Below are 26633 nucleotides of genomic sequence, written 5' to 3'. Positions count from 1 at the left end.
CCGACAGACTCGAAGCCTTGCGGTTGGCAAGCCCTCCGGCAGATCTGCGCTCACAGCAGCGCGTGCCGAAACGATCGTCACCGCCGACTGCCTTCAACGCGGAGCGATCACCAGATCCGTCACGAGGCGGCAGTGACCGGACCGGCAGTCGTCCAGAGCGTGCGCCGCGGCTTCTCGCACTCTCGTCAGGTCGGCGATCCTTCTGTCGATGCGGTCGACCACGCTCTCCAGCCGCCACCGCTCGCTGTCGCATGTCGCGCCGCCGGTGTCGTGGGCGGTCAGGGCGTCGACGACGTCGTCGAGGGTGAAGCCGAGTTCCTGGAGCGTCTTGGCCTGCCGGATGCGGTCCACCGCGTCGGGCCCGAAAGCGCGGTATCCCGAAGGCCGGCGATCGGCCCGGGGGAGAACACCGCGTCGTTCGTAGAACCGGACGGTGTCCACGGTGACGCCCGCCGCGCGGGCGACTTCGCCGATCTTCACAGGATGACCTCTTGACTCTGGACTCTGGTCCAGACTCTAGGGTCTGGCTGGAGAGTGAACAACCAGCCCAGAAGGAGTTCCCGTGGACGTCCCCTCTGCCGGCACACCCGTCGTCTGTGACATGACCACCGCCCCCGACACGGCGCGGCAGCGGCTGGAGGAGTATCGGCTGCTGTTCGACCGAGCGCTCGTCGGCCGCGAGCGGATCGGCGAGGCCGTCCGGTTCCGCTTCCGCGCCGAGCCGGGTCTGCGGGAGCAGATCGAGGATCTCGCGGCCCGGGAGAAGGCGTGCTGCGCCTTCTTCGCCTTCGAGGTGACCACCGACGGCGAGCAGATCGTCTGGGACTGCGCGGTCAGTGACGACCCCGCCGCGCGCGCCATCCTTGACGAGTTCTACGACCTGCCCGAACACGGATTCCAGGACCCGGACGGTCTCCGCGCCCGCTTGGAGGGCGAAGGTCTCACCTTCGTCGGTGGTCCCGACAGCCTGCTCCAGCGTGCCGAGGTCATCAGGAGTACGTGACTCATCCCGGTGACGATCGCTCTAGTGGAGACGCTGGTGGTTGAACCGGCCGACCCGTCCTGCGGTGGCGAGTTCGACCGGGGTTTGCTCAGCTCGGTGTGAACAGGCCGATCTGAGATTCCATCAGGGCGTCGTCCAAGGCGTCGCCCCCGCGCCGACCGGTCCTGTCCAGAGCGCCGATCCGGGGCGATGTCATTCTGCGATCGGCTGCCAGCGGCAGATCCGTTTGGGGGTGAGGGTCGCGCCGATGCGCTCATAGAACCGTTGTGCGGCGATGTTGGTCTCCGCCACCTCCCAGCGGATCACCTTGCCGTCGGCGAGATCGGCGGCAGCCCGCATCAGTTGCTCCCCCACCCCCTGGCCGCGCTCCGTGTCGACGACATACAGATCGTCGAGCGCGAGGTAGTCGTCGCCTGACCAGAAGCTGATCCGTTCCAGCCATGAGACGTAGCCGATGGCCTGGCCGTCCCGCTCGGCGATCAGGTAGGTGATCTCCGGACGCGCGAGCATCTTCTCCAGGTCGGCGACGCTCGCGATGACGGCGTGGGGGTGACCCTGGTTCTCGGCCAGTCCACAGATGAGGTGGTGTACGCAGGCGGCGTCATCGACGCCCGCCCGTCGGATCGCGATGTCGGCGGTGCTCGTCTCCGGCCGGGTGGGGCGCTCGCCCGTGTTTGTGTCGGCGCTTGTCACGAGAGGGTCCTTTCGTCGCCGGGGCGCCGTTCCACATCCGCACACCGTACCGGGGTTGGGTATCGGGACGGGTCGGCTGTCACCCCGGATGGGTGTTCATGAGTGAGCTTGGTCAGCCGTGTTCGGCGTGCCTGCCGTGGTCGGAGACCTGGGCGTCGAACCACGCGTGCAGCGCCGTGATCAGGGATGGGTCGGCCAGTTCGGCGTGACCTTGTTCGAGGTGGTTCAGGCCAGGCATCTCGCCGCCGTGGATCGAGGCGGGATCGCCGTAGTCACCCGTGGTGAAACGCGCGGCCTCCTCGGTGTCCTGTGGGTCGTCAGAGGTGACCGTCTGCACGCCGCCGAAGGCGGACTTGGCAGAGCGGTGGGTGGTGCTCTCCAGGTCGAACGGCATCACCTGTCGGCTCTTGGCCTCGATCTCGGCGTGCCGGTCGGTCTGCCGGTCGAGTGACACGTACACCGTGGCGGCGGCCGCGACCAGCGCGAGCACGGCCATGAGTGTCAGGGCCGGTCGATTCTTAAGGTTCATCCGTAACCTCCGTGAGGATCGTCAGAGCGCTGACGCGATCGACCCGTGCGGGTTCAGTGCGCGGTGGGTGATCCGGCGACAGCCGATCTCATGGTGGGGACGATGAGGAAGGCGAGTACGGCCGAAGCGGCGGCCGTGACGGCGGCGAAGGTGAAGGCCTGGGCGAAGCCCGCATCCGTGCTTCCGGCGAGGCCGGCGGCGGCGATGCTCGACACCACCGCCACTCCGAGCGAGGCGCCGAACTCGTGGAAGGTGCTCAGCAGACCGGAGGCCAGGCCCGCTTCGTGATGGGCCACCTGGGACAGCGCCGTCGTCGAGGAGGCGACGAAGGCGGCGCCGATGCCCGCCGCGCCCACGCTGACCCCGAGGACGACCAGCGCCGGGCCCTGGAGGAAAGCGGGAACCGCGATGCCGACGGCCGCGATCAGCATGCTCGCCACCGCAATCGGGCGGGCGCCGACGGTGCCGACGAGTCGTCCCGCCACCTGGGCGCCGATGATCGTGGCCACCGCGATCGGCAGGAACATCAGGCCCGTCTGCAGGGCGCCGAAGCCCTCGTAGTGCTGCAGGTAGAAGGAGCCGAGGAAGAAGATCGAGATCATCAGCGCCGTGGCCACCAGGATCAGGAAGACGCCTGAGATCACCGGCCGGCGGGTGAGGATCCGGAGGTCCATCAGAGGGGAACGGCTGGTGCGCTGGACGACGACGAACACGACGTACAGGACGACGGCGCCGGCCAGCATGCCGAGCGTCGACAGCGAGGCCCAGCCACGGTCTCCCGCGCTGATCAGCGCGTAGATCGCCGTACCGGTACCGGCGGTGACCAGCAGTGCGCCGGGGACATCCAGGCGCAGCCGAGGGCCGGTGGGCAGCTCTGCGGGCAGCGCGCTGCCGAGCGCGATGAAGATCACCACTCCGATCGGCACGTTGATGTAGAAGACCCACTGCCAGCCCGGCCCTGCCGTCAGCACGCCCCCGAGAAGGACACCGACCGCCGAGCCGCCACCGCCGAGGGCCGACCAGATGCCGAGCGCCTTGTTGAGCTCCTGACCCTGGAACGTCTTGGTCACCACGGACAGCGCGGCGGGTGAGAGCATCGCCGCGCCCAGGCCCTGGGCGATCCGGCCGCCGATGAGCATCGGCGCGTTCTGGGCCAGCCCGGTCACGAGCGAGGCGACAGTGAACAGTAAGAGGCCGGCCAGGAGCACGCGCCGTGCCCCGAGAAGGTCGGCCGCTCGGCCCCCGAGCAGCATGAAGCCGCCGAACATCAGCGTGTACGCGCTCACCACCCACGTCAGCGTGTCGCGGGCGAGGCCGAGGTCGTCGCCGATGTGCGGCAGCGCGATCGCCACCACGGTGACGTCGAGGATGAGCATGAACTGCGCGATCCCCAGCAGCGCCAGCATCCGCCAGCGGCCGGGATGAGCAGATGGACTCCCCATGATGGCACCCCAAACTTGAACACCTGTGTACGAGTTATCTCCAGTACAGTAACTCGTACAGCGGTGTACGACAAGGAGAGCTCGTGGTCGAGACGGCGCAGGGGAAGACGGCGGCCAGGCGGGCGGACGCCCAGCGCAGCATCGCGGCGATCCTTCAGGCGGCGGTGGAGGCCCTGAGCCGCAACCCGGAGGCCAGCGTCAGCGAGATCGCCAAGATCGCGGGCGTCGGCCGCGTCACCGTGTACGGCCACTTCCCCAACCGCGGCGACCTGGTCGACGCCGCACTCGCGCACGCCATCGAGCAGGGAGAGGTCAGCCTTGACGACGTCGACCTCACCGGCGACCCCCGCGAGGCGCTCACCCGCCTGATCGACTCAAGCTGGCAACTGGTCGATCGGTCCCGGTCGTTGCTGCAGGCCGCCCAGAGCGTCCTTCCCCCCAGCCGGATCCGCGCCCTGCACGCCAGTCCGGCGGAGCGCGTTCAAAAGCTCGTCGAGCGCGGCCGGGACGAGGGGGTCTTCCGGACCGATCTCCCCACCGAGTGGCTGGTCGGCGTGATGCACAGCGTCATGCATCACGCGGCGGATGAGATCAATGCCGACCGCCTCGCCGCCGACCAGGCCGCGGGATACATCGCGGCCACCGTGCTCGCCGCGTTCAGCCCGATCTCTTCCCCATCCGCAGAACCCCGCTCGTGACGTGTCCGTCCGGGACCTACACCTAGCCGACGGCGTCCGCCTTCTCGCCGACGTCATCGGCGCGTCGGGCGGATCTACATCTGGGCCCCTGGGGGCGGTCTTCGCCACCTTGGCGGTGATGTCACTGATCTGCCGGATACCTTCTGCGCAGGCGCCGCCCCGTCTGGCGCATCGCCGGGATGGGGGTGTGTTCATCGGCCTGCCGGTCATCGCGCGATCGATCAGCGGACATCACCGTCGCGGGGTGAGCCCTAAGCCGGTGCGGCATCCGCCAAAGGTGTGAAGATCGCTCCCAGCCGGGCCACCGTCTCGGGGATCACCCGGTAGTACACCCAGGTTCCGCGCCGCTCGCCGTCGATGAGGCCGGCGGTGCGCAGGACCTTGAGGTGGTGGGAGATCGTGGGGGCGGTGAGGTCGAAGGCGTCGGTCAGGTCGCAGACGCACGCCTCGCCGCCCTCATGGGAGCCGATCATCGACAGCAGCCGCAGCCTGACCGGGTCTGCCACCGCCTTCAGGAGTCCGGCCAGGTGGGCGGCCTCTTCTTCGGTCAGGGGGTCGCGCGTGATCGGCGCGCAACACTGAATCGTCACGGCGGTCATGTGCGGCTCCTTAATTCGACGTCAATCGAAATTATAGGCGGGCGTACCCGAACAGCGACAACGCCGCGATTCCACACAGAACCGACACTGTGCTCAGAATGACGGTGTAGCCGGCGGCCTCCGCCCCGGCGAAGGCCGCCAGCGGAGCGACGGCCTTGGCGCCGATGGAGAAGAAGGCGATCCGGCCCGCGATGGTGGCGTACGCCGTAGTGCCGTACCGTTCGGCGAGCAGGTGCGGACGAGTGATCGTGCCGACCCCGAAGCCAATGCCGAACAACAGCACGCACCCGATCGCCCCGGCGACGGTGTGGCCGACCAGGGGAAGCAGCGCAGCCCCCACGGCTTGAACGGCGAAGACGGCGCCCGCGATCGGCGCCGCCGCCCAGCGTCGCCGCAGCCCGGTGGTGACCACCCGGCCGGTGACGGACAGCACGCCGAGCAGCCCGGCGACGGTGGCGGCGAACACCGGTGGATGGCCGAGGTGGATCAGATAGGTGACGAGGAGAACGCCGATCACGGCGACCGCGCCACCGTGCGTGGTGAAGGCGGCCACGAGCAGCCAGAACGGGCGGCTGCGCACGGCCTCCCGGGTGGTCGCGGCTCGCTCGGCCGGTCGATCCTTATGCAGATGTCCCCTGCGGAGCACCAGCGCGTGGAGGGGGACGGCGGTCAGACCGTACACGACGGCCAGGATGATCAAAGCCGGACGCCAGTCGAAGGACGACACGAGCAGGCCGGTGAGGGGGAGGAAGATCGAGGAGGCGAAGCCGGCCACGATCGTGACGGCCAGGAGCGCGTTCGCGCGGGTCGAGGCGTCGAACCAGCTGACGATGACGGCGAAGGCCGGTTCGTACAAGACCATCGCGGAGGCCACCCCGAGCAGGAGGAAGACGGCGTAGAGCTGTGGCAAGCCGCTGACCTGGGACCAGGCGAGCAGCGCGAGGGTGCCCAGCGCCGCGCCCGCCGTCATCACCCCGCGTCCCCCATGGACGTCGAGGACCCGGCCGACGAGCGGAGCACACAGTGCCCCGGCCAGAACGGAGACGGTGAGGGCGGCGGCGATCTGTGGAGCCGTGGCACCCAGATCTCGCGACATCGGGACGAGCAGGACGGAGAAGGAGTAGTAGAGCGCGCCGTAGCCGATGGTCTGGGTGATCGACAGCGCGCCGACGATCGTCCAGCCCCGGCGAACGGGCAGGCCGCCGCCGGTTTCGAGGACGGCGGCCGTGGGTTCGTCGCTCATGTCCGGGCGCAGCCCGGCAGCGGTTGGGTCGGGTGTCCTTCGGACATGGTCTGACCTCCTCAGCCGCAGCAGCCGCCGCCGTCGGCAGGTGCGCCGGCGAGTACGAGCGGGGTGCCGAGCAGGCCGCCGCTCACGCCGGTGGCCAGGCCGACGCGCTGTTCCTGGGCTTCGGCGAGGCTGGAGGAGCAGACGCCCGTTTCGGGGAGGTCGAGCTCCACCGCACGCGCGGCCTCCCAGTCGCCGGCGATGGCGGCCACCACGGAACGCGCCTGCTCGTAGCCGGTGGCCATCAAGAACGTGGGGGCGCGGCCGTAGCTCTTGACGCCGATCGCGTAGTAGCCCGGTTCGGGGTGGGTGAGCTCGTCGACGCCGTGGGCCGGGACGGTGCCGCAGGAGTGGGCGTTGGGGTCGATCAGCGGTGCGAGCGCGCGGGTGCTGCCGAGGATGGGATCCAGATCGAGGCGCAGCTCTTCGGCGATGGAGTGGTCGGGCCGGTAGCCGGTGGCGCTGATGATGCGCTCGGCCACGATGGACTGCTCGTCGCCCAGCGGGTCTCGGCTGACGACCTCCACGCCGTCGGCGTGGGCGCTGACCCGGTGGGTGAAGAAGCCCGTCACCAGCCGGACGCGGCCCGAGGTGACCAGGGCGTGGACGCGGGTGCCGAGGGCCCCCCGGGCGGGCAGCGCGTCGGCTTCGCCGCCCCCGTAGGTGCGGTCGGCGTTTCCGGCGCGGATGGCCCAGGTGATCGGGGTGTCCTCAAGCTGGGCCAGGCCCAGAAGGGTGGTCGCGGCCGAATGGCCGGCGCCGACGACCAGGGTGTGACGGCCCTCGTAGTGTTCGCGGTCGGCGCCGAGGACGTCGGGGAGGGCGTGGTCGATCAGTTCGGTGACGGTCTCCTCGCCGAAGGCGCGCAGGCCGCTCGCACCGAGGACGTTCGGGCTGGTGTAGGTCCCGGAGGCGTCGATCACCGCGCGGGCCTGGATCTCCCGGCCGTCCGACAGGCGCAGGACGAAGGGTGCCAGCTCACGGCCGTTGGTGCGGACCTTGTCGAAACCGAGCCTGCTGATCGCGGTGACTGCGGCGTTGACCTGGACCCGTGCGCCGAAGAGCTTGCCGAGTGGGGCGAGGTAGTCGTCGACGATCTCCGCGCCGGTCGGAAGCCACTCGTCGTCGGGGGCCGTCCAGCCGTCGGCCTCCAGCAGACGCCGGGCGGCGCTGTCGATGTTGTAGCGCCACGGGCTGAAGACCCGCACGTGGCCCCACTTCGCCACCGAGGAACCGACCTTCGCGCCGCTCTCCAGAACGACGAAGTCCACCCCGCGTTCGGCGAGGTGTGCGGCGGCGGCCAGGCCGACGGGACCGGCGCCGATGACGGCCACGGGAAGGGTGCCCGAGTCGCTCATGATGCCCACCTTGTTTAGAGGATTATCGAATCAGTCCTAGCTTCACTCTTGATTAGAGGAATGTCAAATTAGACGCTCGTCTACTCAGGGGGGGCCGGCGCTCCTCATGAGGCGGGCCGGGCCGAGCGTGTCAGAGGGCGTTCCGGAACCGTCCGGAGTGTCACACTGGCGATCATGATCCAGGTGCCCGTGGTCATCTCCGACCTGCGGAACTACCGGCGGGCATGGGTGCGCGGCGATCTGCTCGCCGGGCTCACCGTGGCCGGATATCTGGTGCCACAGGTGATGGCGTACGCGACGGTCGCGGGGCTTCCCCCGGTGACCGGGTTGTGGGCGGTGCTTCCGGCGCTGGCGATCTATCCGCTGCTCGGCTCGTCCCGGCAGCTGTCCATCGGTCCCGAGTCGTCGACCGCGTTGATGACCGCCGTCACGATCGGGCCGATGGCCGCCGGTGACCCCGTCCGGTACGCGCAACTCGCCGCCGCGCTGGCCGTCGTGGTGGGCGGGTTCGCGCTGGTGTGCTGGCTGCTCCGGATGGGGTTCGTCGCCGATCTGCTGTCCCGGCCCGTCCTGGTCGGGTATCTGACCGGTCTCGGGCTCACCATGATCATCGGCCAGCTGGAGCGGATCACCGGAGTGCCCGTCGACGGGGACACCTTCGTCGACGAGCTGACGTCCTTCGGCGGAGGCTTGGGACAGGTCGACTGGTGGACGCTGCTGTTCGCGGCGGTCGTGCTGGTCTTCCTCTTCCTGCTCGACCGGCTGCTGCCCGCCTTCCCCGGCCCGCTGCTGGCCGTGTCGCTGGCCACGGTCGTCGTCGCGCTGTTCGACCTGGAGGCGGCCGGGATCGCGGTGATCGGACCCGTCCCCGGCGGGCTCCCGCTGCCGGATCTGCCCTCGGCCTCCGGATGGAGCGGCCTCGTGCTGCCCGCTCTGGGGGTGCTGCTGGTCGGTTACAGCGACAACGTGCTCACCGGCCGCTCGTTCGCGGCTCGCGAGAACCAGCAGATCGACGCCAACCGGGAGCTGCTCGCGCTGGGCGTGGTCAACGTGGGGGCCGGGCTCCTGCGGGGCTTCCCTGTCAGCAGCAGCGGCAGCCGGACCGCCCTCGGCGTGGCGGCGGGCGCCCGGACCCAGGTGTATTCGCTGGTCACTCTGGCCGCGGTGATCGTCGTGCTGGTCGTCGGCGGACCTGTGCTGGCCGATTTTCCCGTGGCCGCCCTCGGCGCGATCGTCGTCTTCGCCGCGACCCGGCTCATCGACGTCGGCGAGTTCCGCCGGTTGCTGGCCTTCCGCCGCAGCGAGCTCGTGCTCGCGGTGGCCACCTGTCTGAGCGTGCTGCTCTTCGACATCCTGTACGGGGTGCTCCTCGCCGTCGCCCTGTCGGTCGCCGACATGCTGGTGCGGGTGGCCCGGCCGCACGACGCCATCCTGGGCGTGGTCCCGGGACTGGCCGGCATGCACGACGTCGACGACCACCCCGACGCCCAGACCATTCCCGGCCTGGTCGTCTACCGCTACGACTCGCCGTTGTTCTTCGCCAACGCCGAGAACTTCCGCCGCCGGGCCCTGACCTCGGTCGACGGCCACGACGGTCCCGTCGGATGGTTCGTGCTCAACGTCGAGGCCAACGTGGAGGTCGACATCACCGGCCTGGACGCCGTCGAATCCCTGCGGACGGAACTGGCCAGACGTGGCATCGTCTTCGGCCTCGCCCGCGTCAAGCAGGACCTCCGCGACTCCCTCGACGCCTACGGCCTGACCGCGTCGATCGGCGAGGATCACCTGTTCCCGACGCTGCCGACCGCGGTGGCCGCCTACGAGGAGTGGCGGTCACGGCATCCGTGACCGGGTTCCGCCCGCGCGTGCGGTGACGATCGCGACGGGGCGCCGTCCCGCCGAGAACCGCTCCGGACGCCGTCGTAGCCGACGACGACGGATCGGCTATGACGGCATTTTGGGCGGGGCATTTCCGTCGGCCTCGATCCCATCCGCTGGTCAAGGACTTCGGGGATTTCTTTTAAGAGGTCTTTCGGCCCTGTGCGTTCACGCGTGGGAACGGTTTGCTATTAGGACGAATGGCCTGCTGCCTCTCTGGAATGAGAGGGATAAGGGGTGATCCATGCCGATCAGAATCGCAGAGGTCATGGGTCGGACCGCAGTCGCCGTAAGGCCCGGCGCCCGTTGCGCGGAGATCGTGGCCGCGATGGATCGGTATTCGGTCAGGGCGGTCGCCGTCGTCGACGAGGAGGACCGGCCGGTCGGTGTCGTGTCCGAAGGTGATCTGCGGAGGGGCAGGGGCGGCTCACTCCGAGCGGAGGACCTGATGAGCTCTCCGGCCGTCACCGTGACGTCTGACGTCACCGCGGGGGAGGTCGCCCGGCTCATGGATCGCCACGCGATCCGGCAGGTCCCGGTGGTCGATCCGGCCAGCGGGAAGATCGCCGGAATGGTCTGGCAGCCGGACGTGGTGTCCCTCGTCGAACCAGGCGACGGGCGGGAAGCGCTCGAAGCCGTGGTGGAGGCCGCCACCTGGGCGCCGTCGATTCACAACACCCAGCCGTGGTCGTTCGCCGTCGCCGGGGAGGAGATCAGCCTCCGCGCCGACATGGACCGGCGGCTGCCCTTCAGCGATCCGCGGGGACGGCAACTGCTGATCAGCTGCGGCGCGGCCCTGTTCAACATGAAGACCGCCATACGTGCCATGGACCGTGCCCCGATCGTGCGGACGCTGCCCGATCCCGATCGTCCATCGCTGCTGGCCACCGTGCGCATCGGCCCTCCGGAGCCCGCTGGGGAGGAGGTCAGGACCATCCGGCACGAGATTCCGCGTCGCCGGACGCACCGGGGAGGCTTCACCGACCGGCCGCTGCCCGCGGGTGTGCTGGGAACACTCGTGACCGAGGCCGCCCAGGAGGGCGGCCGGCTGATCCCGCTCACCTCCGAGACCTCGGTGGAGATGCTGGCCGCGCTGACCTCGGTGGCCCAGGAGGCGCACGCGGGCGATCCTGACTTCGATCTCGAGATGATCCGCTGGGGGCGACGCCCGGGGAGCGGGCGCCGCGACGGCGTGCCCGCCGACGCCTACCTGCGGCCAGGCCGGGAACCGCCGCGATTCCCGCAGCGCGACTACAGCCGGGGCCAGGGCTGGGGCGGCGACGTCGGCGAGGCGGCAGGGGCGGAGGTGGGGGTGGTGGCCTTGCTCACCACTCCGGGCGACGACCGGATCGACTGGCTGCACGCCGGGCAGGCCCTGCAAAGGGTGCTGCTGCACGCCGCCGTCCACGGGATCGGCGCGGCCTTCCACACGCAGTCGCTGGAGTATCCGAACCTTCGCGACTTCGTCCGGACGGAGCTCTGCTCCAAGGAGTTTCCGCAGGTGTTGATCCGCTTGGGCTACCCGGACGGAACGACCCGTGGAGTCAGGCGCCCGTTGTCGGAGGTGCTGTCCGAAGAACACGACCGATGAGACCCGGCCAGGTCGGCGGACACCGCCGACCTGGCCAATCCATGATCAGAGCCGGTTGATCCGCCGGCCTGTCACGCGCTGCGGGGTGATGCGGATGTAGTGGTCGCGGTCGTCGCCCGCCCAGGAGTCCACGATCGCCTTGATGTCGTTTTCCGCGACGTGGTGGGCGGGTCCCTGGATCAGGACGCTCCAGCCCTCATGGTTGACCTCGTCGATGTGATCGATCTGGAAGGCGATTTTGACGTCCACGTCTTCGATGCCGGACCGGAGGCTCTCGTCCATGGTTCCGCCTTGACGAATCCGGAAGACGACTTCACCGTTCAGCAGCCGGTAATTCACCGGGAAAACAGTGGGGCCCGGCGCCCCTCCGAAGGCCACCCGGCCGATTCCGCCGGCGCCGATCAGCCGCAGGCACTCCTGTTCGCTCAGCGTTTCGAGCGTGCCGGCCTCGGGATTCTGCTTGCCCGCCATCATGTGCTCCTTTTCAGCGATGAAAGTGATTCATCAGAGGGAGGAGGCAGAATTCACGCCATTCTACTGCCCCACGTGTTCGCCGACCGGGGTCGCCCTGATGCGTCTCCACGGCGGCGATGTAGATCAGATCCTGGCCGCGCTCGGTGATGACGCGGTTCAGATGGGCGAAGACGAAGTTGAGGCCGGGGGTGGTGCCCCAGTGGCCGAGCAGGCGCGGCTTGATGTGCGTGGCCGCCAGCGGCTCGGTCAGCAGGGGGTTGTCCAGCAGGTAGATCTGGCCGACCGAGAGGTAGTTGGCGGCCCGCCAGTAGGCGTCGACTTTCTCCGGCGTGTCCATACTCCGATCGTCGTCTCCGCGCCGAGGCCCTCCCAGGGACCTAGGTCCCGAGCGGGAGGGCCGTTGAAACTCGACGACGGAAACGCGACGACGCGCCTCCGGAGAACCGGGGGGCGTCGTCGCGACGGGCTGGCTGCTACTTGAGAACCGGGTACTTCTGGACGATGGGGAGGCGGGCCCACCAGCGGCCCAGGCCCCAGGTGTCGCCGGCCGCGGCGGCGGCCAGACCGATGAGGACGACGGCGTAGACGATGTGGTCGTCCATGAAGGGGTTGGTGGTGAGAGGCAGTTCCGCGCCCCACATCAGGACCATCATCAGGGCGCCCGCCCCGGCGGCGACCCGCAGGCCGATGCCGGCGATCAGGGCGGCGCCGATGCCGAGGAGGCCGAGCATGAACAGCCAGTCGACCAGGGCGTTCCCGGCGAGCGCGCCGTAGAGGCCGCCCAGGGGGCCCTCGGCGGCGCCCTTCAGGAAGCCGGTGGTCGGGGTGCCGCCGTTGATCCACGCCTTGGCGGCGGGGGTGGCGAAGCCGAATCCGAAGAGCTTGTCGGCGAAGGCCCAGAGGAAGATCCAGCCGAGGGCGATGCGGGCGACGGCCCAGACCCGGTCCGCGGGGCCCGTGGCAGGGGTGGCCGCCTCGGGGGTGACGAGGGGGGTCGTGTGGAAGATGCGGCGTCCGTGCGTGGTGGCCATCGTGAGCCCCTTTCAGAGGATTTCCATCTCGTTCGTGGCACTTTCAATGACATCGTTTTCCGGGGTCCGCGCTCAGTGCCGGAAGGCTCCCCGGCGCGGTCCTCAAGACCCTTCGCGGACGGGACTTTGGTCCCTGGGGGCGGTCAGCCGGCGGCGGAAGACCCAGTAGGTCCACGCCTGGTAGGCCGGCACGACGGGGGTGAAGACGGCCGCGACCCAGGTCATCACGCCGAGGGTGTACGGGGTGGAGCTCGCGTTCGCCACGGTCAGGCTGTGGGCCGGATCGAGCGCTGGCATGACGTCGGGCCACAGGCCGCCGAACAGCGTGGCGGTGATCGCGACGACGGCGACGGCGTTCGCCGTGAACGAGGTTGAGCCGGTATCCCACGGGGTGCTGCATCCACGAGTTGGCGGCGAGGATGAAGTACGCCGAGATCACCGTGCCGATCGAGGCCAGCCAGATGGTGGCCAGGTGCACCCGGCGGGGCAGCCGGTCCCAGCCGAAGATCCACAGGCCGAGGAACGTGGACTCCATGAAGAAGGCGATCAGCCCTCCACGGCCAGGGGCGCGCCGAACACGTCACCGACGAACCGCGAGTAGGCGCTCCAGTTCATGCCGAACTGCCAGCGGGAGAGGTCGAGGACATCCATGCTGGGAGCGTGGAGGCCGGGCGCGGGCGTCCCCAGGGGAATCCGTCCCAGCGAGGGAGGACCTTGGTCCCTATTGCGGTTTGTCCGCTAAAAGTAAATTGATGACATGATTCGGGTATTTCTTGTTGATGATCACGAGGTCGTCCGGCGTGGTGTCGCCGCGCTCCTGGACAGCGAGGACGACATCGAGGTGATCGGCGAGGCCGGCACCGCGGAGTCGGCGATCGCGCGCATCCCCGCGTTGCGTCCCGACGTCGCGGTGCTCGACGTGCGGCTGCCCGACGGTTCCGGTGTGGAGGTCTGCCGGGAGGTGCGCAACCGGGTGCCCGGTCTGGCCTGTCTCATGCTGACCTCCTACGCCGACGACGAGGCGCTGTTCCAGGCGGTGATGGCGGGCGCGGCCGGTTATGTCCTCAAGCAGATCCACGGGTCCGACCTGGTGGGCGCCGTGCGCACGGTGGCGGCCGGCCAGTCGCTGATGGATCCGCAGACCACGTCGGCGATGCTGCACCGCTTGCGCGACGACGCGGCGCGCAAGGATCCGCTGGCCGCGCTGACCGACCAGGAGCGCCGCATCCTGGAGTACATCGGCGACGGGCTGACCAACCGCCAGATCGGCGAACGCATGTTCCTGGCCGAGAAGACGGTGAAGAACTACGTGTCCACCCTGCTCACCAAGCTGAGCATGCAGCGCCGCACCCAGGTGGCGGCCCTGGCCGCGCGTCTTCAGGCCGACCCGCACGACTGACGGCCGTCAGCCGGTCGGCACGCTCCAGCGCAGCAGGGTCCCGCCGAGCGCGCCCGAACCGGTCTCGAACGTGCCGCCTAGTTGATCGGCGCGGTCGCGAAGGTTGCGCAGCCCACTCTGGCGGCCCTCCGGAGGCAGGCCGCCGCCGTTGTCCTCGACCGTCAGCGTGACACGGCCTCCGGCGACCTCGGCCACGACTTCGACTCGGGTCGCCTTCGCGTGCCGCACGACATTCGACAGCGCCTCCCGCAGGACGGGAAGCAACTGGGCGACCACCGCTTCCGGCACGGCGTTGTCGAGTGGACCCTCCAGTTGCAGCCCCGGGACGAACCCCAGGTGCCCGCGGGTCCCCTCGACGAGTTCCACGATCTGCGCCCGCAGACCCGATCCGCCGGGCCCGAGCGGACTCTGCAGCGCGAAGATCGTCGCCCTGATCTGGCGGATCGTCGCGTCCAGTTCGTCGATGGCGTGCTGGACGCGGGAGGCGCCTTCGGGCCGGTCGACCAGCCGGACCGTGCTCATCAGGGTCATCGCCACCGCGAACAGCCGCTGGATCACCACGTCGTGCAGATCCTTGGCGATGCGGTCGCGATCCTCCAGCAGCCCCAGACGCTCGGCGTCCCTCCTGGCCTCGGCCAGCTCCAGCGCGATCGCGGCCTGCCCGGCGAAGGCGTTCAGCATGCGCACCGTCGAGGGGGAGAACGGAATACGGCCCGGGCGCTTTCCGAAGGTCAGCACGCCCCTGATCGATCCGGCCGCGCCCAGTGGGACGGCGGCGGCGGGACCCATCGGCAGGTCGTCGATGATTTCGTAGTCGGTCGCGGCCAGGTCGGGGACAGTGACCGGTCCGCCGGTCCGGTACGCCTCGCCCGGCAGTGACCCGTCGAGACCGACTTCGGTGCCGAGCAGGCCTTCGGCGCCTTCGGCTATCAACACCCGCAGTGCTTGGCCGTCGCTGGTCGGGAAGAGGATCGAGGTGACATCGGCGTCCGCCATGTCCTGTACGTTCCGGGCCACCTGGCTGAGGACGTCGCCCACGTCCGCGCCGGACAGCAGGCTCGTGGTCACCTCGGAGCTGGCCTGCAGCCAGATCTCCCGGCGGTGGGTCTCGCCGTAGAGGCGGGCGTTCTCGATGGCCACACCGGCGGCGGTGGCCAGGGCGATGACGACCGCCTCGTCCTCCTCGTCGAAGTCGGCTCCGCCGCGTTTCTCGGTGAGGTAGAGGTTGCCGAAGACTTCTTCCCGCACCCGCAGGGGGACGCCGAGGAAGGAGCCCATCGGCGGGTGGCCGGGGGGAAAGCCGTACGACTCGGGGTGGTCGGAGATCCGGGACAGCCGCAGCGGGCGGGGTTCCTTGATGAGCATGCCGAGCAGGCCGAGACCGTGGGGCCAGTGCTCGATCCGGGCGATCTCCTCCTCGCTGAGGCCCACGGGGATGAACTCCAGGAGGGTGTTCTCCTCGCCGATCACGCCCAGGGCGCCGTAGCTGGCGTCCACGAGTTGGGTCGCGGCCTTCACGATGCGGCGGAGCACCGTCTCCAGCTGGAGGTCGCTGCCGACCAGGACCACCGCCTCCAGGAGGGTGTGGACCCTGTCGCGGGTGGCGAGCACCGCTTCCAGGCGTGATTGGAGCTCCGAGAGCAGCTCGTCCAGACGCATGCTCGGGATCAGTGGGGGTGCCCCGTCCGCCGTCATATCCCGAAGTGTGGCACCAAAAGGTATCGAAATACCCATGGGGTTGATGGACCAAAGTCCCCGGCCGGCGAGCCGTCCGGCCCTGCACCCCAGGGGGTCGTCGGCGGGAGTGTGGCGACAGGCCCGTTAAGGAGGCTTTGTCATGATCACTCCGCTGGCCACCGACCTCGGGGCACGACGACTGCTGATCGCGGCCGGCGAGGCTCCGTCGGTGCAGAACATCCAGCCGTGGCGCATTCGCATCGTGCGGCGTGAGTACCTCGAACTGTCCGCCGATCCGGAACGCCGGCTCGCGGTGGGTGATCCCCGTGCCAAGTCGCTGCACGTGAGTTGCGGTGCCGCCCTGCTCAACCTGCGGCTGGCCGTCCGGCAGACGGGCCATCACCCGCTGGTGTGGCTGATGCCCGAGCCCGGCCTGCTGGCCGCCGTGCGCCTCAAGGAGACCGAGCCGTCACTCCCCGCCGAGCGCGTCCTGTACGCCGCCATCCCCGCCCGCAGGACCAACCGCGAGCCTTACGACGATCGGGCCGTGCCCGCCGGGATCATCGGTGACATGAAGATCGCCGCCAGCCGGGAGGGGGCCTGCCTGGTCGTCCTCGACCGCGACGGGGTTCGTGAGCTGCTCGAATACGCGGCCATCGCGGAGGACGAGCTGGGCCGCGACGCCGAGTATCAGGCGGAGCTCACCCGGTGGGCGGTGCCCGACTACGTGCGTGGCCCCGGCCCGGCCGGAGATCCGCCCGTGACCCGGAACCTCGGCCGGCGGTACCGGTCGGCCGCGTTCGAGGCGCGGCCGCGGATCGCCGTGCTGACCACGCCCGGCGACCGGCCGGTGGACTGGCTACGCGCCGGACAGGCCCTCGAACGGGTGCTCCTGGTCGCCACCGCCGCCGGGCTGTCGACATCCTTCCTGAACCAGCCGCTCGACCTGCGCGACATGCGCGGCCACACCGCCCCCCGCCACCGGCGCGGGCACCCACAAATGATCATCAGGTTCGGCTACGGCCCGCCTGTGCCCCGCGCCCCCCGCCGTCCCGTGACCGAACTGGAGATCCACCATGTCCGATGAATGCGACGTCCTGCTGCGCGACGGCGGCATCGCCCACGTCCGCCCTCTTGAGCCGGCCGACGCGCCGGACCTGCACCACCTGGTCGAACGCGTCTCCGAGACCTCCGCCTACCTGCGGTTCTTCACCGGCGGGCGGGCGAGCGCGCACGCGTACGTCGACCGGATCATCCGGCCCGGCCACGACGGTCACGTGCTGGTCGCTCTGGCGGCGGGACGGCTCGCCGCCGTCGCCGAGTACATCCCGGCCGGGGACGGCACCGCCGACATCGGCGTCCTCGTGGACGACGCCCTGCACGGCACCGGCCTGGGCACGCTGCTCGTCGAGCACCTGGCCCTCGCCGCCGCGGCCGAAGGGGTGACCCGGTTCGTCGCCGACGTCCTGACCGAGAACAAGGTCATGCTCGACGTGCTCTCGAACGTGGGCCTGCCGGTCGAGGTCACCCGCAGCGGCCCGGACACCCGCGTGATCGTGGCGCTCACCGCCGGAAGCCGCCTGGCCGGGACCATCGCGGCCCGCGACCACGAGGCCGAACGCGCCTCGCTGCGGCGGGTGCTGGAACCGCGTGCCGTGGCCGTCGTCGGCGCCGGCCGCAACCCCGACTCGGTCGGGCACAAGGTGCTGCGCAACCTGATCGACGGCGGATTCCCCGGCACGATCTACCCCGTCAACCCGCACGCCGACGTGATCGCCGGATGGCCGGCCTATCACTCGCTGGCTATGCTGCCCGAGCAGGTCGACGTCGTCGTGGTGGCGGTCCCCGCCAAAGCCGTCCTGGACGTGGCCCGCGACTGCGCGGCGGCGGGGGTGCGCGGCCTGGTGGTCCTGTCGGCCGGGTTCGCCGAGCAGGGCGGGAAGAACGCCGAACGCGAACTCCTGACGATCTGCCGCACGGCGGGGATGCGCCTGATCGGCCCCAACTGCCTGGGCATCGTGAACACCGCCGCCCGCCTGAACGCGAGCTTCCTGCGCGGCGCGCCGCAACGGGGCGGTGTCGCGGTGCTGTCCCAGTCGGGGGCGGTCGGCGCGGTGCTGCTCGACCGGCTGCCGATCTCCTCCTTCGTGTCGGTCGGCAACAAGGCCGACGTCAGCGGCAACGACCTGCTGGAGTACTGGGAGGACGACGAGGCCACCCGGGTCGTCGCCCTCTACCTGGAGTCGTTCGGCAACCCCCGCAGGTTCGCCCGGATCGCCGCCCGCGTGGGCCGCCGCAAGCCGGTCCTGCTGGTCAAGAGCGGCCGTTCGGACGCCGGCGACCGGGCCGTGCGCTCCCACACCGCCGCCGCCGCGACCCCGGACATCGCCGTCGACGCGCTGGTCCGCTCGGCCGGGGTGATCCGCCTCGACAGCATCCGCGACATGTACGACACCGCCCGGCTCCTGGAGACGCAGCCGCTGCCCGCCGGACGGAGAGTCGCCATCGTCGGCAACTCGGGCGGCCCGGAGGCCATGACCGCCGACACCTGCGAGCGCGCCGGGCTGGTCGTCCCGGCCCTCACCCCCGGCGCCGACCTGCGGCGCAGGTTCCCGACGGCCGCGCTCGGCAACCCGGTCGACCTGGGCGCGGAGGCGTCCGCCGAGGACATCGGCCTGGGGATCGAGAGCGCTCTGGCCGATCCGGAGGTGGACGTGGTCGTGGTCGTCTACACCCCGCCCTTCGGCTCCGGCGCCCCGGCCACCAGGGACGCGATCGCGAAGGCCACCCGTCACGCGGCCAAGCCGGTCATCGCCTGCGTCCTGGGGGAGGACGGTCTCATCGACGGCCGCGTGCCGAGCTACGCCTACCCGGAACAGGCCGTCCAGGCGCTGGCCCGGGTCGTCGACTACGCCGAGTGGCGGAACTCGCCCGCCGAGGAGGTGGAGACGGGCGGCTTCGACGACCTCACCGCGCGATCACTGCTGTCGGGCCAGGCCCCCGAAGGATGGCTCGACCCCGACGCGCTCGACGGACTGCTCCGGCACTTCGGCATCCCGCTCGTCCAGACGATCGGCGTGGCGGACGCCGACGCGGCGGCCGAGGCGTCCGCCGCCCTGGGCGGCCCGGTGGTGCTGAAGGCGGTCGGCCCCGTCCACAAGAGCGACGTCGGCGGTGTACGGGTCGGGCTGACCACCCCGGAGGAGACCAGGGCCGCGTTCGCCGCGATGCGGGAGTCGATCGGCGCGGAGATGACCGGCGCGGTCGTCCAGCCGATGGTCGAGCAGGGCACCGAGATCATCGTGGGCGGCGTCAACTATCCGGCCTTCGGCCCGCTGGTCATGGTCGGCATGGGCGGCGTCACCGCCGACCTGCTCGCCGACCGCGCCTTCCGGGTGCCGCCCTTCTCGGCCGACACCGCCGAGGCGATGATCCGCGAGCTCCGCTCGCATCCTCTGCTGTACGGCTACCGCGGCCGGCCCCCCGCCGACGCGCGGGCGCTGGCCGACGTGATCACGAAGGTCGGCCGGCTCATGGACGCCCTCCCCGAGGTCGCCGAACTCGACCTCAACCCGGTGATCGTCACCCCCGGCGGCGCGGTCGCCGTCGACGCCCGGATCCGGCTGGCCCCGGCCGGACGGCCGCCCTCGCCTTTCATCCGCAGACTTCGCTGACAGGAGGAGACACACCCCGGAGGTCGTGACGGTGGAGTCGTCTGCACGACGCGAAGGGCCGGTCCGGCGATCACTCGCCGGACCGGCCCTTTCGTTCCGTGTTCAGAGCAGCGGGGGGAAGACGGCCTCCGGAACGGTGGCCGGCGCCGTGATCTCGCCCACCGCGACGTCGATCACGCCGTCGATCTCCCGGATCTCCCTGAGAAGCCTGCGGAGCTCCAGGTCCCCGATCTCTCCCGCGACGGTGACCACCCCTCTGTCGACGTCGCAGGTGATCGCCTCGGGATTCGCGGCGGCCGTGACGTCGGCCTCCAGGTCGGCCGCCGGGCGGAGGAACACCCGCAGCAGGTCGAACTGGTGGACCGTGCCGCAGACCCGCCCGGTGACCGGGTCTATCACCGGGAGCTGCTTCACCCGGTGCTTGTGCATCAGCCGTGCGGCCGCCTTCACCGACGTCCCCGGCATCACGACGATCGCGGGCGAGGTCATCAGCTCGACCGCGCGCACCGCCCGCTCCTTGCGCCGGCGCGCCCGGTTGCCCGGACCGAACGAGGCGAACGTCCTGCGGGGGACGATCTCCCGCAGCAGCAGGTCGTCCTCCGAGACGACCCCGACGGGGCGGCGGTCGGCGTCGATGACGGCGACCGCGCCCACCTTGAACCGCCGCATGGCGGCCACGATCTCGGCGAAGTCCGCTTCCAGTTCCACGGCGATCGCCACGCGGCCCATCACGTCTCTGACCTCAACGGACATGGTCTTCAGCCCCCTCCGCAGGTGCGCCGGGCCGGACGACCGCGACTGGGCACTCGGCGTGGTGCAGGACGGCCCGGCTGACCGAGCCCATCAGCGCCGAGGCGACCGTGCCCCGGCCGTGCGAGCCCACGACGAGCAGGTCGGCGCCCGCGGAGGCGTCCACCAGGGCCGCGACGGGATGTCCCAGGCGCACGTCCTCGATGACCTTGATCTCCGGGTAGCGCTCCCGCCACGGGTCGAGCAGCCCCGCGACCACGGCGTGCTGCGCGGTGGCGATCTCCTCCAGGTCGTAGAGGATGCCGGGGGCGTACGCGTGCACCGGCTCCATCCAGGCGCGCACCGCCCGGAGCGCGCTGTGGCGCGAGCGGGCCTGCTCGAACGCGTAGGCCAGTGCGGGCCGCGCGGCGGGGGAGTCGTCGACACCGACGACGATCTCGCCGGTGGGCGGCCCCGGCAGGTGGCGGACCACCACCACGGGACCGGGCACGTGCCCGGCGACGTGCGAGCTCACCGACCCGACGACCGCGCCCGCGAAGCCGCCCATGCCACGGGTGCCGACGACCAGCTCCGCCGCCTCGGCGGCGGCACGCCGCAGGACGTCCGCCGGCCGGCCCTCGATCTGCTCGGTGACGACGGTGATCCCGGGCTGTCTGGCCCTGGCTGCCTTCTCGGCCTCGTCGAGGACGCGGGCCGCGCCGCGGGACAGCGCGTCCTCCAGCCCGGGGCTGGGGAACTTGGGGATCTCGTGCGGGGACCGGTCGACGGCGAAGACGACGTGCAACGGCAGGCCGGTCCGGGCCGCGTCGTCCGCGGCCCACTCGATGGCGGCGACGGTGGCCGGGGAACCGTCCACACCGACGACGATGGCTTCTTTCATGGCTCCTCCTGGGGTCGCCTCCATGACATCCCGCGCGACCTGCGGTCCCCCAGGGACGAAGGTCCTCGCGGAGGGAGGCGAAAGCACCGGGCCCGGTCATCGGGCGTCATTCGGCGGCGATCCGGCCGGCCGTCTCGGCCAGGCGGCTCGCGTGGCCCCACTCGTTGTCGTACCAGCCAAACACTTTCACCAGGTCGCCGTCGACCTGGTGGAGGTGACTTCGGTCCTGGTCGGGCGTGACCTCCGGGTCGTGATCGGCGGCCCGCCGCGAAGTCGGCGTGGGAGAGGATCGCCGGGATGCTCCCCGAGGAGCGGCGGCGAGGGATCTACGACGTCGACGTCGCCACGCCCTCGTCGATGGATCTGGCCGTCATCGCCCACGCGACCAGACGCGCTCGCGTACTCGGCACCACCGCACACCCGACCGCGAACCGGGTCGCCTCGTCTCGCGCGCAGCTGCGCGCGGCGGATCTCGGTGGTTCGCCGCTGACCGCGCGGGCTCCCGGCGCGCCGCCGCCGGGAGCCGACGGCTCAGCGCTGTTCGAACAACCTCAGGAATTCCAGTAGCTCGTCGTTGCCGAAGGAGTTCCTGCCTTTCCTGGACGTCGTCTCCCGATAGGTGGCTTCGGCGAACCGGTATGCCTGGTCGAGCGGCACGCCCTGGGCACGTTGCAGAGCCACCAGCGCCGTGATGAAGGCGGAGCTCTCGCCGCCGTAAAGACGTTCATTGGCCATCGCAGGATGCTATTGCCCCAGCCGAACCCCGATCTACGAGGTAACGCCTGTAGGCGTTCGTCTTCGCGCGGCGGGAAAGGGCGCCCCGCAGCCTGCGGGGCACCCTTCCCGGCTGGTTACCGGAACGCCCAGGTGAAGATGTGCAGGGTTCCGTCGTCGGAGGGGCCGAACGTGATGCTCTTCAGCTTCTTCGCCGGGTTCAGGGTGATCGGCCGGGCGGCGAACACGTGCGCCGGGATGGGCTGCATGGCCCACGAGCCGCCGTACAGCCGGTAGGGGCTGGAGGCGATGATCTCGTTGCCGTACTGGGGTGAGCCGCCGCCGAAGTCGAGCAGCCAGTCGCTCATGCCGAGCTTGGCGGTGGTCGTGGTGCCGTCGGCGTAGGTGATCGTCGCGTCCACCTCGGGGTAGCCGCCGGTGCCGGCGCCGAGGAAGGCGATCTCGCGGGCGCCGGTGGGGGCGGTGACGTCCAGGGGTTTCAGGCCGGGCTGGATGTCGTCCCACTCGCCGGGACCGCGGTTCGGCCAGGTGAACGTGAAGCCGTTCCAGGCGACCGTCGCGCCGGGGGTGAGGCCGGCGGCGGCGAGGGCCTGGGCGGAGTAGCTGAAGTTCGCGCCGTCCACGTTGGCGCTGCCGGGCTTGGTGTCGTCGCCGATGCTGGCGTTGTTGTGGTGCCAGGCGGGGGTGCCCGGCCTGGCCACGTTCAGCCGGATGCCCGCGCCGACCTGGCCGGAGCCGATGATCGGGATGCTGATCGTGCCGAGCGGGGTGCCGGCGGGGACGGTCACCGTGATGCGCCGTGAGGCGGCGGCGCCCGCGGCCGGGGTGAGGGTGCCGCTGATCGGGGTGACCGAGACGCCCGGCGGGGGCTTGGCCTCCCAGCGCACCGACGCGCCGGTCTGACCGGTCGCGCGGGCCGTGATCGTGGTCTCGAACGTCCTGCCGGGCTCGACCGGGCCGCTGCCCGGGTTCAGGCCCAGCAGCACCGGCTTGGCGCCCTCGTTGAAGGCGGGTGGCGCGTCGGCGGGGGCCGAGCCGAACGCGGTGTTCGGGACGGTCGAGGTGGTGAAGTCGAGCCGGCCGCCGCGCTGCGCGATCGTCTCCGGCAGCCACGCCTTCGTGGTGGCCACGCCGTTGACCTTCAGGGTTCTGACGTAGCGGTTGGCGGCACCCGGCGCGTTGACGACCAGGTCGCCGGCGGGGCGCTTGATCGTGATCGTGTCGAACAGCGGGGTGTTGACCAGGAGCTCGGCGCGGCCGGGGATCGCCGGGAACAGGCCGATCGCGGACCAGACGTACCAGGAGCCCATCGCGCCGAGGTCGTCGTTGCCGACCAGGCCGTCGGGGGCCGGGGAGAAGAGCTCCTTCTGGATCCGCCGGACCAGATCCTGGGTCTTGTACGGCTGCCCGGCCCACGCGTACAACCACGGTGTGGCGGCGGACGGTTCGTTGCCGAGGTAGGCGTACGGCTGGTTCGGGCCCGCGTTGAGGACCTTGAAGAACTCGTCCAGGCGGGCGGCCGCCGCCGCGTTGCCGCCCATCGAGTCGAACAGGCCGCGTACGTTGTGCGGCACCAGCCAGTGGTACTGCGCGCCGTTGCCCTCGATGTAGGAGTTCATCGTGCCCGGGTCGAACGGCGACCGGAACGCGCCGTCGGCCATCTTCGGCTGGATCCAGGTGCTGGCCGGGTTGTAGGTGGACTGCCAGGCCTGGGCGCGCTTCATGAACTCGGCCGACAGCGCGGTCTCGCCCAGGCGGGCGGCCAGCTGGGCGATGCCGAAGTCGGCGATGCCGTACTCCAGGGTGGTCGACACATCCATCGGGACGTAGCCCTTGGCCATGAAGTCGGCGTTGCCGGGGCGCTGGTCGTAGCCGAGCTGCGGGTGGCCGATGTCCTTGGGGCCCACCCGGCGGGCGGAGGCGGCCATCGCGTCCAGGGCCTTCGGGGCGTCGAAGGCGCGGGCGCCGAAGGCGTACACGCTGGAGAGGATCGAGTGGAACGGGTCGCCGACCATGACGCCGGTGATCGCGTTCTGGTGTGACCAGCGGTCCCAGACGTTGCCGACCGACTGGGCGTTGTCGTACATCGACTGGGCGATGTCACTGGCCACGTCCGGGGCGAGCAGGGCGAGCAGCTGGACCTCGCTGCGGTAGATGTCCCAGCCGGAGAACGTCGCGTAGTGGTGCCTTCCCGGCGCGACCTTGTAGGTCTGGCCGTTCATGCCGGTGTAGGTGCCGTCGACGTCCTCGAAGACGTACGGCTGGAGCAGCGCGTGGTAGAGGTTGCTGTAGAAGGTGTGCTGCTGCTCACCGGTGCCGCCGCCGATCCGCACCTGCCCCAGCCGGGCGTTCCAGGCGGCCCGCGCCTTCGCGGCGACCTGGTCCACGCCGTCCTGGCCGATCTCGGCCGCCAGGTTGTTCTTCGCGCCGGCCAGTGACACGTAGGACAGCCCCACCCGCATCTGGACCGGCCTGGCGGGATCGAACTCCAGGTACGCGCCCGAGCCGGGCCCGTTCACCGAGATGTCGCCGGGGGTGACCACTTCGGCGTTGGCGACCTTCGCCTCAGAGGCGTTCCGGACGGCCGCGCCTCCCGGCGTGACGGTGTCGTCCTTCCAGGTGCCGTGGCCGAGGATCGGCTGGTCGAACGTGGCGTGGAAGTACACCTTGTACCGCATCGGCGGGCCGCAGAAGCCGCCCGTCTGCACCCAGCCGGTGACGGTGTTGCCGCTGATCCTGGTCTCGCCGTCGTCCACGCCGTTGACCGAGCCGCTGGTGTTCAGCAGGAGCGTGCCCGGCCTGCCGGCCGGGAAGCTGAAGCGGGCCACGCCGCCGCGCGTGCTCGCCGACAGCTCGGTCTTGACGCCGGTGTCGAGGACCGAGCTGTAGAAGCCGGGGGCGGCCTTCTCGTTCTCGTGCTTGAACGTCTGGACGTAGTCGGCGCCGTGGGTGGCGGGCGACCGGCCGATCCGGCCGGAGATCGGGATCACCGGGAAGTCCTGCGCGCCGGTGCAGCCGGGCCCGGAGATGTGCGTCATCGAGAAACCGCGCAGGCGGTTGTCCTCCCACGCGTAGCCGCCTCCGGCGTTCTCCATCGTGTCCGGGCTCCACTGCATCATGCCGAACGGCACGACCGCGCCGGGGAAGTTCATCCCCGCGCCGCCGCCGTGCCCGAAGTCGGCGGCGCCCGCCTTGGTGCCGAGGAACGGGTTGACGAGTGCGGCCACGTCGCTGACCGGGGTGGGCACGGTGTCGGCCACCGCGCCCGCCGGCAATGCCATCGCCGCCAGAAGCGCGGCGACCGTCGGTGCTGACCATATGGACAAAGTGCCCTCCATCGTTCAGGTGATCACGACGAGGAAACGCGGATGTGAGATGACCGGTCAATTGGCAGAAGTGGCGGTCACAAGTTGCCAATAGACGTTTCCGCTGGTCATACAGGGATGGCGGAAAATAGGGGTTGGCTGACGGAGGCGCGGCCGGGCACATTCGGCGAAATACCTCTGAGGGAAATCGGGGTTCGCGGATGACCACCATGCCGATCGTCGACGTCGAGATGGATCACCGGGCTCCTTCGGTCCGGCTGGCCCGGCTGCTCGACCCCGGTTCGGCGGTGCCGCTGCACGCCGACGACGACAGCGGGGTTCAGGCCGTGTGCGGGCGGGTGGACGGCGCGGTGGTCGTCGCGTACTGCACCGACGCGACCCGGATGGGCGGCGCGCTCGGGGGAGCGGGCGCGGAGCGCGTCGTGGAGGCCATCGGCGCGGCCGAACGGCTCGGCTGCCCGGTGATCGGGCTGTGGCACTCGGGCGGGGCGCGCCTCGCCGACGGTGTCGAGTCGATGCACGGGGTGGGGCGGATGTTCGCGGCGATGACCAGGGTGTCCGGGGTGATCCCGCAGATCTCGGTCGTCCTGGGTCCGGCCGCGGGAGCCGCCGCGTACGGGCCCGCGCTCACCGACATCGTGATCATGGCCGAGGACGCGCGGATCTTCATCACCGGCCCGGAGATCGTCCGCAGTGTCACCGGGGAGCGCATCGACATGGCCGGGCTCGGGGGTCCCGAGGCGCACGGCCCCAAGTCGGGGGTGGCGCACCTGGTCGCGGGTGGTGAGGACGAGGCGTACGAGCAGGCGCGCCGGCTCACGGGCGTGTTCGCCCGGCCCGGGAACTTCGACCTCGGCGCGCTCGCCGAAGGCCGCGACCTGGCCGCGATCCTGCCCGACTCGCCGCGCCGCGCGTACGACGTCCGGCCGCTCGTGCGCTCGATCGTCGACGAGGGGTTCCTGGAGCTGCAGCCGCGCTGGGCGAGCAACGTCCTGGTCGGCCTCGGCCGGTTGGGCGGGCGTTCCGTGGGCGTGCTGGCCAACAATCCGATCCGCAAGGGCGGGTGCCTCGACACGCTCTCCGCCGAGAAGGCGTCCCGGTTCGTGCGGATGTGCGACGCGCTCGGCGTGCCGTTGGTGGTGGTGGTCGACGTGCCCGGGTACCTGCCCGGGATCGCCCAGGAGTGGGACGGGGTCGTCCGGCGTGGCGCGAAGCTGCTGCACGCCTTCGCCGAATCGGTGGTGCCCCGGGTGACCCTGATCACCCGCAAGGCGTACGGCGGCGCGTACATCGCGATGAACTCACGCTCTCTCGGCGCCTCCGCGGTCTTCGCGTGGCCGGACGCGGAGGTCGCGGTCATGGGGGCCGAGTCGGCCGTCGGCGTCCTGCACCGCAAGGCGCTGGCCGCCGTGCCCGACGACGAGCGCGCGGACCTGAAGGCGCGGCTCACCCAGGAGCACCTGCGCGTCTCCGGCGGAGTCGGACGGGCGCTCGCGCTCGGCGTCGTCGACGAGGTCATCTCGCCCGAGACCACCCGGCTCCGCCTGGCAGAGGCCCTGAACCGGGCCCCTTGCCGGCGTGGGCGGCACGGCAACATCCCGTTGTGAG

23 protein-coding genes and 3 pseudogenes are annotated in these 26633 nt (G+C 70.6%); 9 read left to right on the top strand and 17 right to left on the bottom strand.

Features of this window, described 5'->3' with window-relative positions:
* Positions 1-93: 93 nt before the first annotated feature.
* Positions 94-480 (bottom strand): MerR family transcriptional regulator, encoded by a 387-nt coding sequence (locus tag FDA94_RS31440; RefSeq protein ID WP_170991212.1) that lies wholly within the window; start codon positions 478-480, stop codon positions 94-96.
* Between the two features lie 82 nt (positions 481-562).
* On the opposite strand from FDA94_RS31440, the gene FDA94_RS31435 reads away from it, so the two are divergent.
* On the top strand, positions 563-1003 hold the full coding sequence (locus FDA94_RS31435) for a hypothetical protein (RefSeq protein WP_137250691.1): 441 nt from the start codon (positions 563-565) through the stop codon (positions 1001-1003).
* Positions 1004-1195: 192 nt separating this feature from the next.
* Here FDA94_RS31435 and FDA94_RS31430 read toward each other — a convergent pair whose 3' ends face one another.
* The 3 genes from FDA94_RS31430 to FDA94_RS31420 all read right to left on the bottom strand — a co-directional run bounded on the left by FDA94_RS31430 (position 1196) and on the right by FDA94_RS31420 (position 3667).
* Positions 1196-1696, bottom strand: coding sequence for a GNAT family N-acetyltransferase (locus FDA94_RS31430; RefSeq protein WP_137250690.1), 501 nt, complete (start codon positions 1694-1696; stop codon positions 1196-1198).
* Positions 1697-1808: 112 nt separating this feature from the next.
* A complete protein-coding gene (locus FDA94_RS31425) occupies positions 1809-2225 on the bottom strand; it encodes a hypothetical protein (RefSeq protein ID WP_212735588.1) in 417 nt (138 codons plus the stop codon).
* Between the two features lie 53 nt (positions 2226-2278).
* Positions 2279-3667 carry an MFS transporter gene (locus FDA94_RS31420; RefSeq protein WP_137250689.1) on the bottom strand — a complete coding sequence of 463 codons (1389 nt, stop codon included), beginning with the start codon at positions 3665-3667 and terminating at the stop codon, positions 2279-2281.
* 83 nt (positions 3668-3750) lie between these two features.
* On the opposite strand from FDA94_RS31420, the gene FDA94_RS31415 reads away from it, so the two are divergent.
* Complete coding sequence (locus FDA94_RS31415) at positions 3751-4365, top strand: TetR/AcrR family transcriptional regulator (protein ID WP_137250688.1); 615 nt, start codon at positions 3751-3753, stop codon at positions 4363-4365.
* A gap of 251 nt (positions 4366-4616) precedes the next feature.
* Here the strand turns inward: FDA94_RS31415 and FDA94_RS31410 are convergent, their stop codons facing one another.
* From FDA94_RS31410 to FDA94_RS31400, 3 genes are read right to left on the bottom strand one after another with little or no spacing between them, the layout of a single operon-like run.
* Positions 4617-4964: an ArsR/SmtB family transcription factor gene (locus tag FDA94_RS31410; protein WP_137250687.1), complete on the bottom strand. Its 348-nt coding sequence runs from the start codon at positions 4962-4964 to the stop codon at positions 4617-4619.
* A 31-nt stretch (positions 4965-4995) separates the two neighbouring features.
* Complete coding sequence (locus tag FDA94_RS31405) at positions 4996-6207, bottom strand: MFS transporter (protein ID WP_137250686.1); 1212 nt, start codon at positions 6205-6207, stop codon at positions 4996-4998.
* A gap of 59 nt (positions 6208-6266) precedes the next feature.
* A complete protein-coding gene (locus tag FDA94_RS31400; protein ID WP_137250685.1) occupies positions 6267-7610 on the bottom strand; it encodes an NAD(P)-binding domain-containing protein in 1344 nt (447 codons plus the stop codon).
* 174 nt (positions 7611-7784) lie between these two features.
* Here FDA94_RS31400 and FDA94_RS31395 point away from each other — a divergent pair, with 174 nt between their 5' ends.
* Positions 7785-9458, top strand: a complete 1674-nt coding sequence (locus tag FDA94_RS31395) for a SulP family inorganic anion transporter (RefSeq protein WP_137250684.1) — start codon at positions 7785-7787, stop codon at positions 9456-9458.
* Positions 9459-9732: 274 nt separating this feature from the next.
* The gene (locus FDA94_RS31390) at positions 9733-11079 is read left to right on the top strand and encodes an Acg family FMN-binding oxidoreductase (RefSeq protein ID WP_137250683.1); all 1347 of its coding nucleotides are present in this window, start codon (positions 9733-9735) and stop codon (positions 11077-11079) included.
* A gap of 45 nt (positions 11080-11124) precedes the next feature.
* Here FDA94_RS31390 and FDA94_RS31385 read toward each other — a convergent pair whose 3' ends face one another.
* From FDA94_RS31385 to FDA94_RS31365, 5 genes and pseudogenes are all read right to left on the bottom strand, one after another.
* A complete protein-coding gene (locus FDA94_RS31385; RefSeq protein WP_137250682.1) occupies positions 11125-11553 on the bottom strand; it encodes a pyridoxamine 5'-phosphate oxidase family protein in 429 nt (142 codons plus the stop codon).
* A 115-nt stretch (positions 11554-11668) separates the two neighbouring features.
* Positions 11669-11890, bottom strand: a pseudogene (locus tag FDA94_RS31380) (phosphoketolase family protein); the annotation flags it as partial.
* Between the two features lie 136 nt (positions 11891-12026).
* Positions 12027-12584 (bottom strand): DoxX family membrane protein, encoded by a 558-nt coding sequence (locus tag FDA94_RS31375; RefSeq protein WP_137250681.1) that lies wholly within the window; start codon positions 12582-12584, stop codon positions 12027-12029.
* Between the two features lie 102 nt (positions 12585-12686).
* A pseudogene (locus FDA94_RS31370) lies at positions 12687-12953 on the bottom strand (cytochrome d ubiquinol oxidase subunit II); the annotation flags it as partial.
* Between the two features lies 1 nt (position 12954).
* A pseudogene (locus FDA94_RS31365) lies at positions 12955-13220 on the bottom strand (cytochrome ubiquinol oxidase subunit I); the annotation flags it as partial.
* Positions 13221-13341: 121 nt separating this feature from the next.
* Between FDA94_RS31365 and FDA94_RS31360 the strand changes: the two are divergent.
* Complete coding sequence (locus tag FDA94_RS31360; protein ID WP_137250680.1) at positions 13342-13983, top strand: response regulator transcription factor; 642 nt, start codon at positions 13342-13344, stop codon at positions 13981-13983.
* A 6-nt stretch (positions 13984-13989) separates the two neighbouring features.
* On the opposite strand, the gene FDA94_RS31355 is transcribed toward FDA94_RS31360, so the two are convergent.
* A complete protein-coding gene (locus FDA94_RS31355) occupies positions 13990-15642 on the bottom strand; it encodes a sensor histidine kinase (protein ID WP_246060253.1) in 1653 nt (550 codons plus the stop codon).
* 178 nt (positions 15643-15820) lie between these two features.
* Here FDA94_RS31355 and FDA94_RS31350 point away from each other — a divergent pair, with 178 nt between their 5' ends.
* Entirely contained in the window at positions 15821-16747 is a 927-nt protein-coding gene (locus tag FDA94_RS31350; protein WP_137250678.1) for an Acg family FMN-binding oxidoreductase, read from the top strand.
* Positions 16737-19334: a bifunctional acetate--CoA ligase family protein/GNAT family N-acetyltransferase gene (locus FDA94_RS31345; RefSeq protein ID WP_137250677.1), complete on the top strand. Its 2598-nt coding sequence runs from the start codon at positions 16737-16739 to the stop codon at positions 19332-19334. Before FDA94_RS31350 ends, FDA94_RS31345 begins: the two co-directional genes overlap by 11 nt.
* A gap of 102 nt (positions 19335-19436) precedes the next feature.
* On the opposite strand, the gene FDA94_RS31340 is transcribed toward FDA94_RS31345, so the two are convergent.
* The gene (locus FDA94_RS31340; RefSeq protein WP_137250676.1) at positions 19437-20087 is read right to left on the bottom strand and encodes a CBS domain-containing protein; all 651 of its coding nucleotides are present in this window, start codon (positions 20085-20087) and stop codon (positions 19437-19439) included.
* Positions 20077-20964 (bottom strand): universal stress protein, encoded by an 888-nt coding sequence (locus FDA94_RS31335; protein ID WP_137250675.1) that lies wholly within the window; start codon positions 20962-20964, stop codon positions 20077-20079. Before FDA94_RS31335 ends, FDA94_RS31340 begins: the two co-directional genes overlap by 11 nt.
* Positions 20965-21261: 297 nt before the next feature.
* Here FDA94_RS31335 and FDA94_RS40095 point away from each other — a divergent pair, with 297 nt between their 5' ends.
* Positions 21262-21531 carry a hypothetical protein gene (locus tag FDA94_RS40095; protein ID WP_212735587.1) on the top strand — a complete coding sequence of 90 codons (270 nt, stop codon included), beginning with the start codon at positions 21262-21264 and terminating at the stop codon, positions 21529-21531.
* Here the strand turns inward: FDA94_RS40095 and FDA94_RS31325 are convergent.
* A complete protein-coding gene (locus FDA94_RS31325; protein WP_137250674.1) occupies positions 21496-21699 on the bottom strand; it encodes a hypothetical protein in 204 nt (67 codons plus the stop codon). The two genes, FDA94_RS40095 and FDA94_RS31325, sit on opposite strands and share 36 nt — an antisense overlap.
* Before the next feature lie 116 nt (positions 21700-21815).
* Positions 21816-24980 (bottom strand): GH92 family glycosyl hydrolase, encoded by a 3165-nt coding sequence (locus tag FDA94_RS31320; RefSeq protein WP_137250673.1) that lies wholly within the window; start codon positions 24978-24980, stop codon positions 21816-21818.
* 245 nt (positions 24981-25225) lie between these two features.
* Between FDA94_RS31320 and FDA94_RS31315 the strand changes: the two genes are divergently transcribed.
* Positions 25226-26632, top strand: coding sequence for an acyl-CoA carboxylase subunit beta (locus tag FDA94_RS31315; protein ID WP_137250672.1), 1407 nt, complete (start codon positions 25226-25228; stop codon positions 26630-26632).
* Position 26633: the final 1 nt, after the last annotated feature.

The sequence above is a fragment of the Herbidospora galbida genome (assembly GCF_005233835.1).
GTDB lineage: Bacteria > Actinomycetota > Actinomycetes > Streptosporangiales > Streptosporangiaceae > Herbidospora > Herbidospora galbida.
This window is presented reverse-complemented; position numbering and strand designations above follow the sequence as displayed.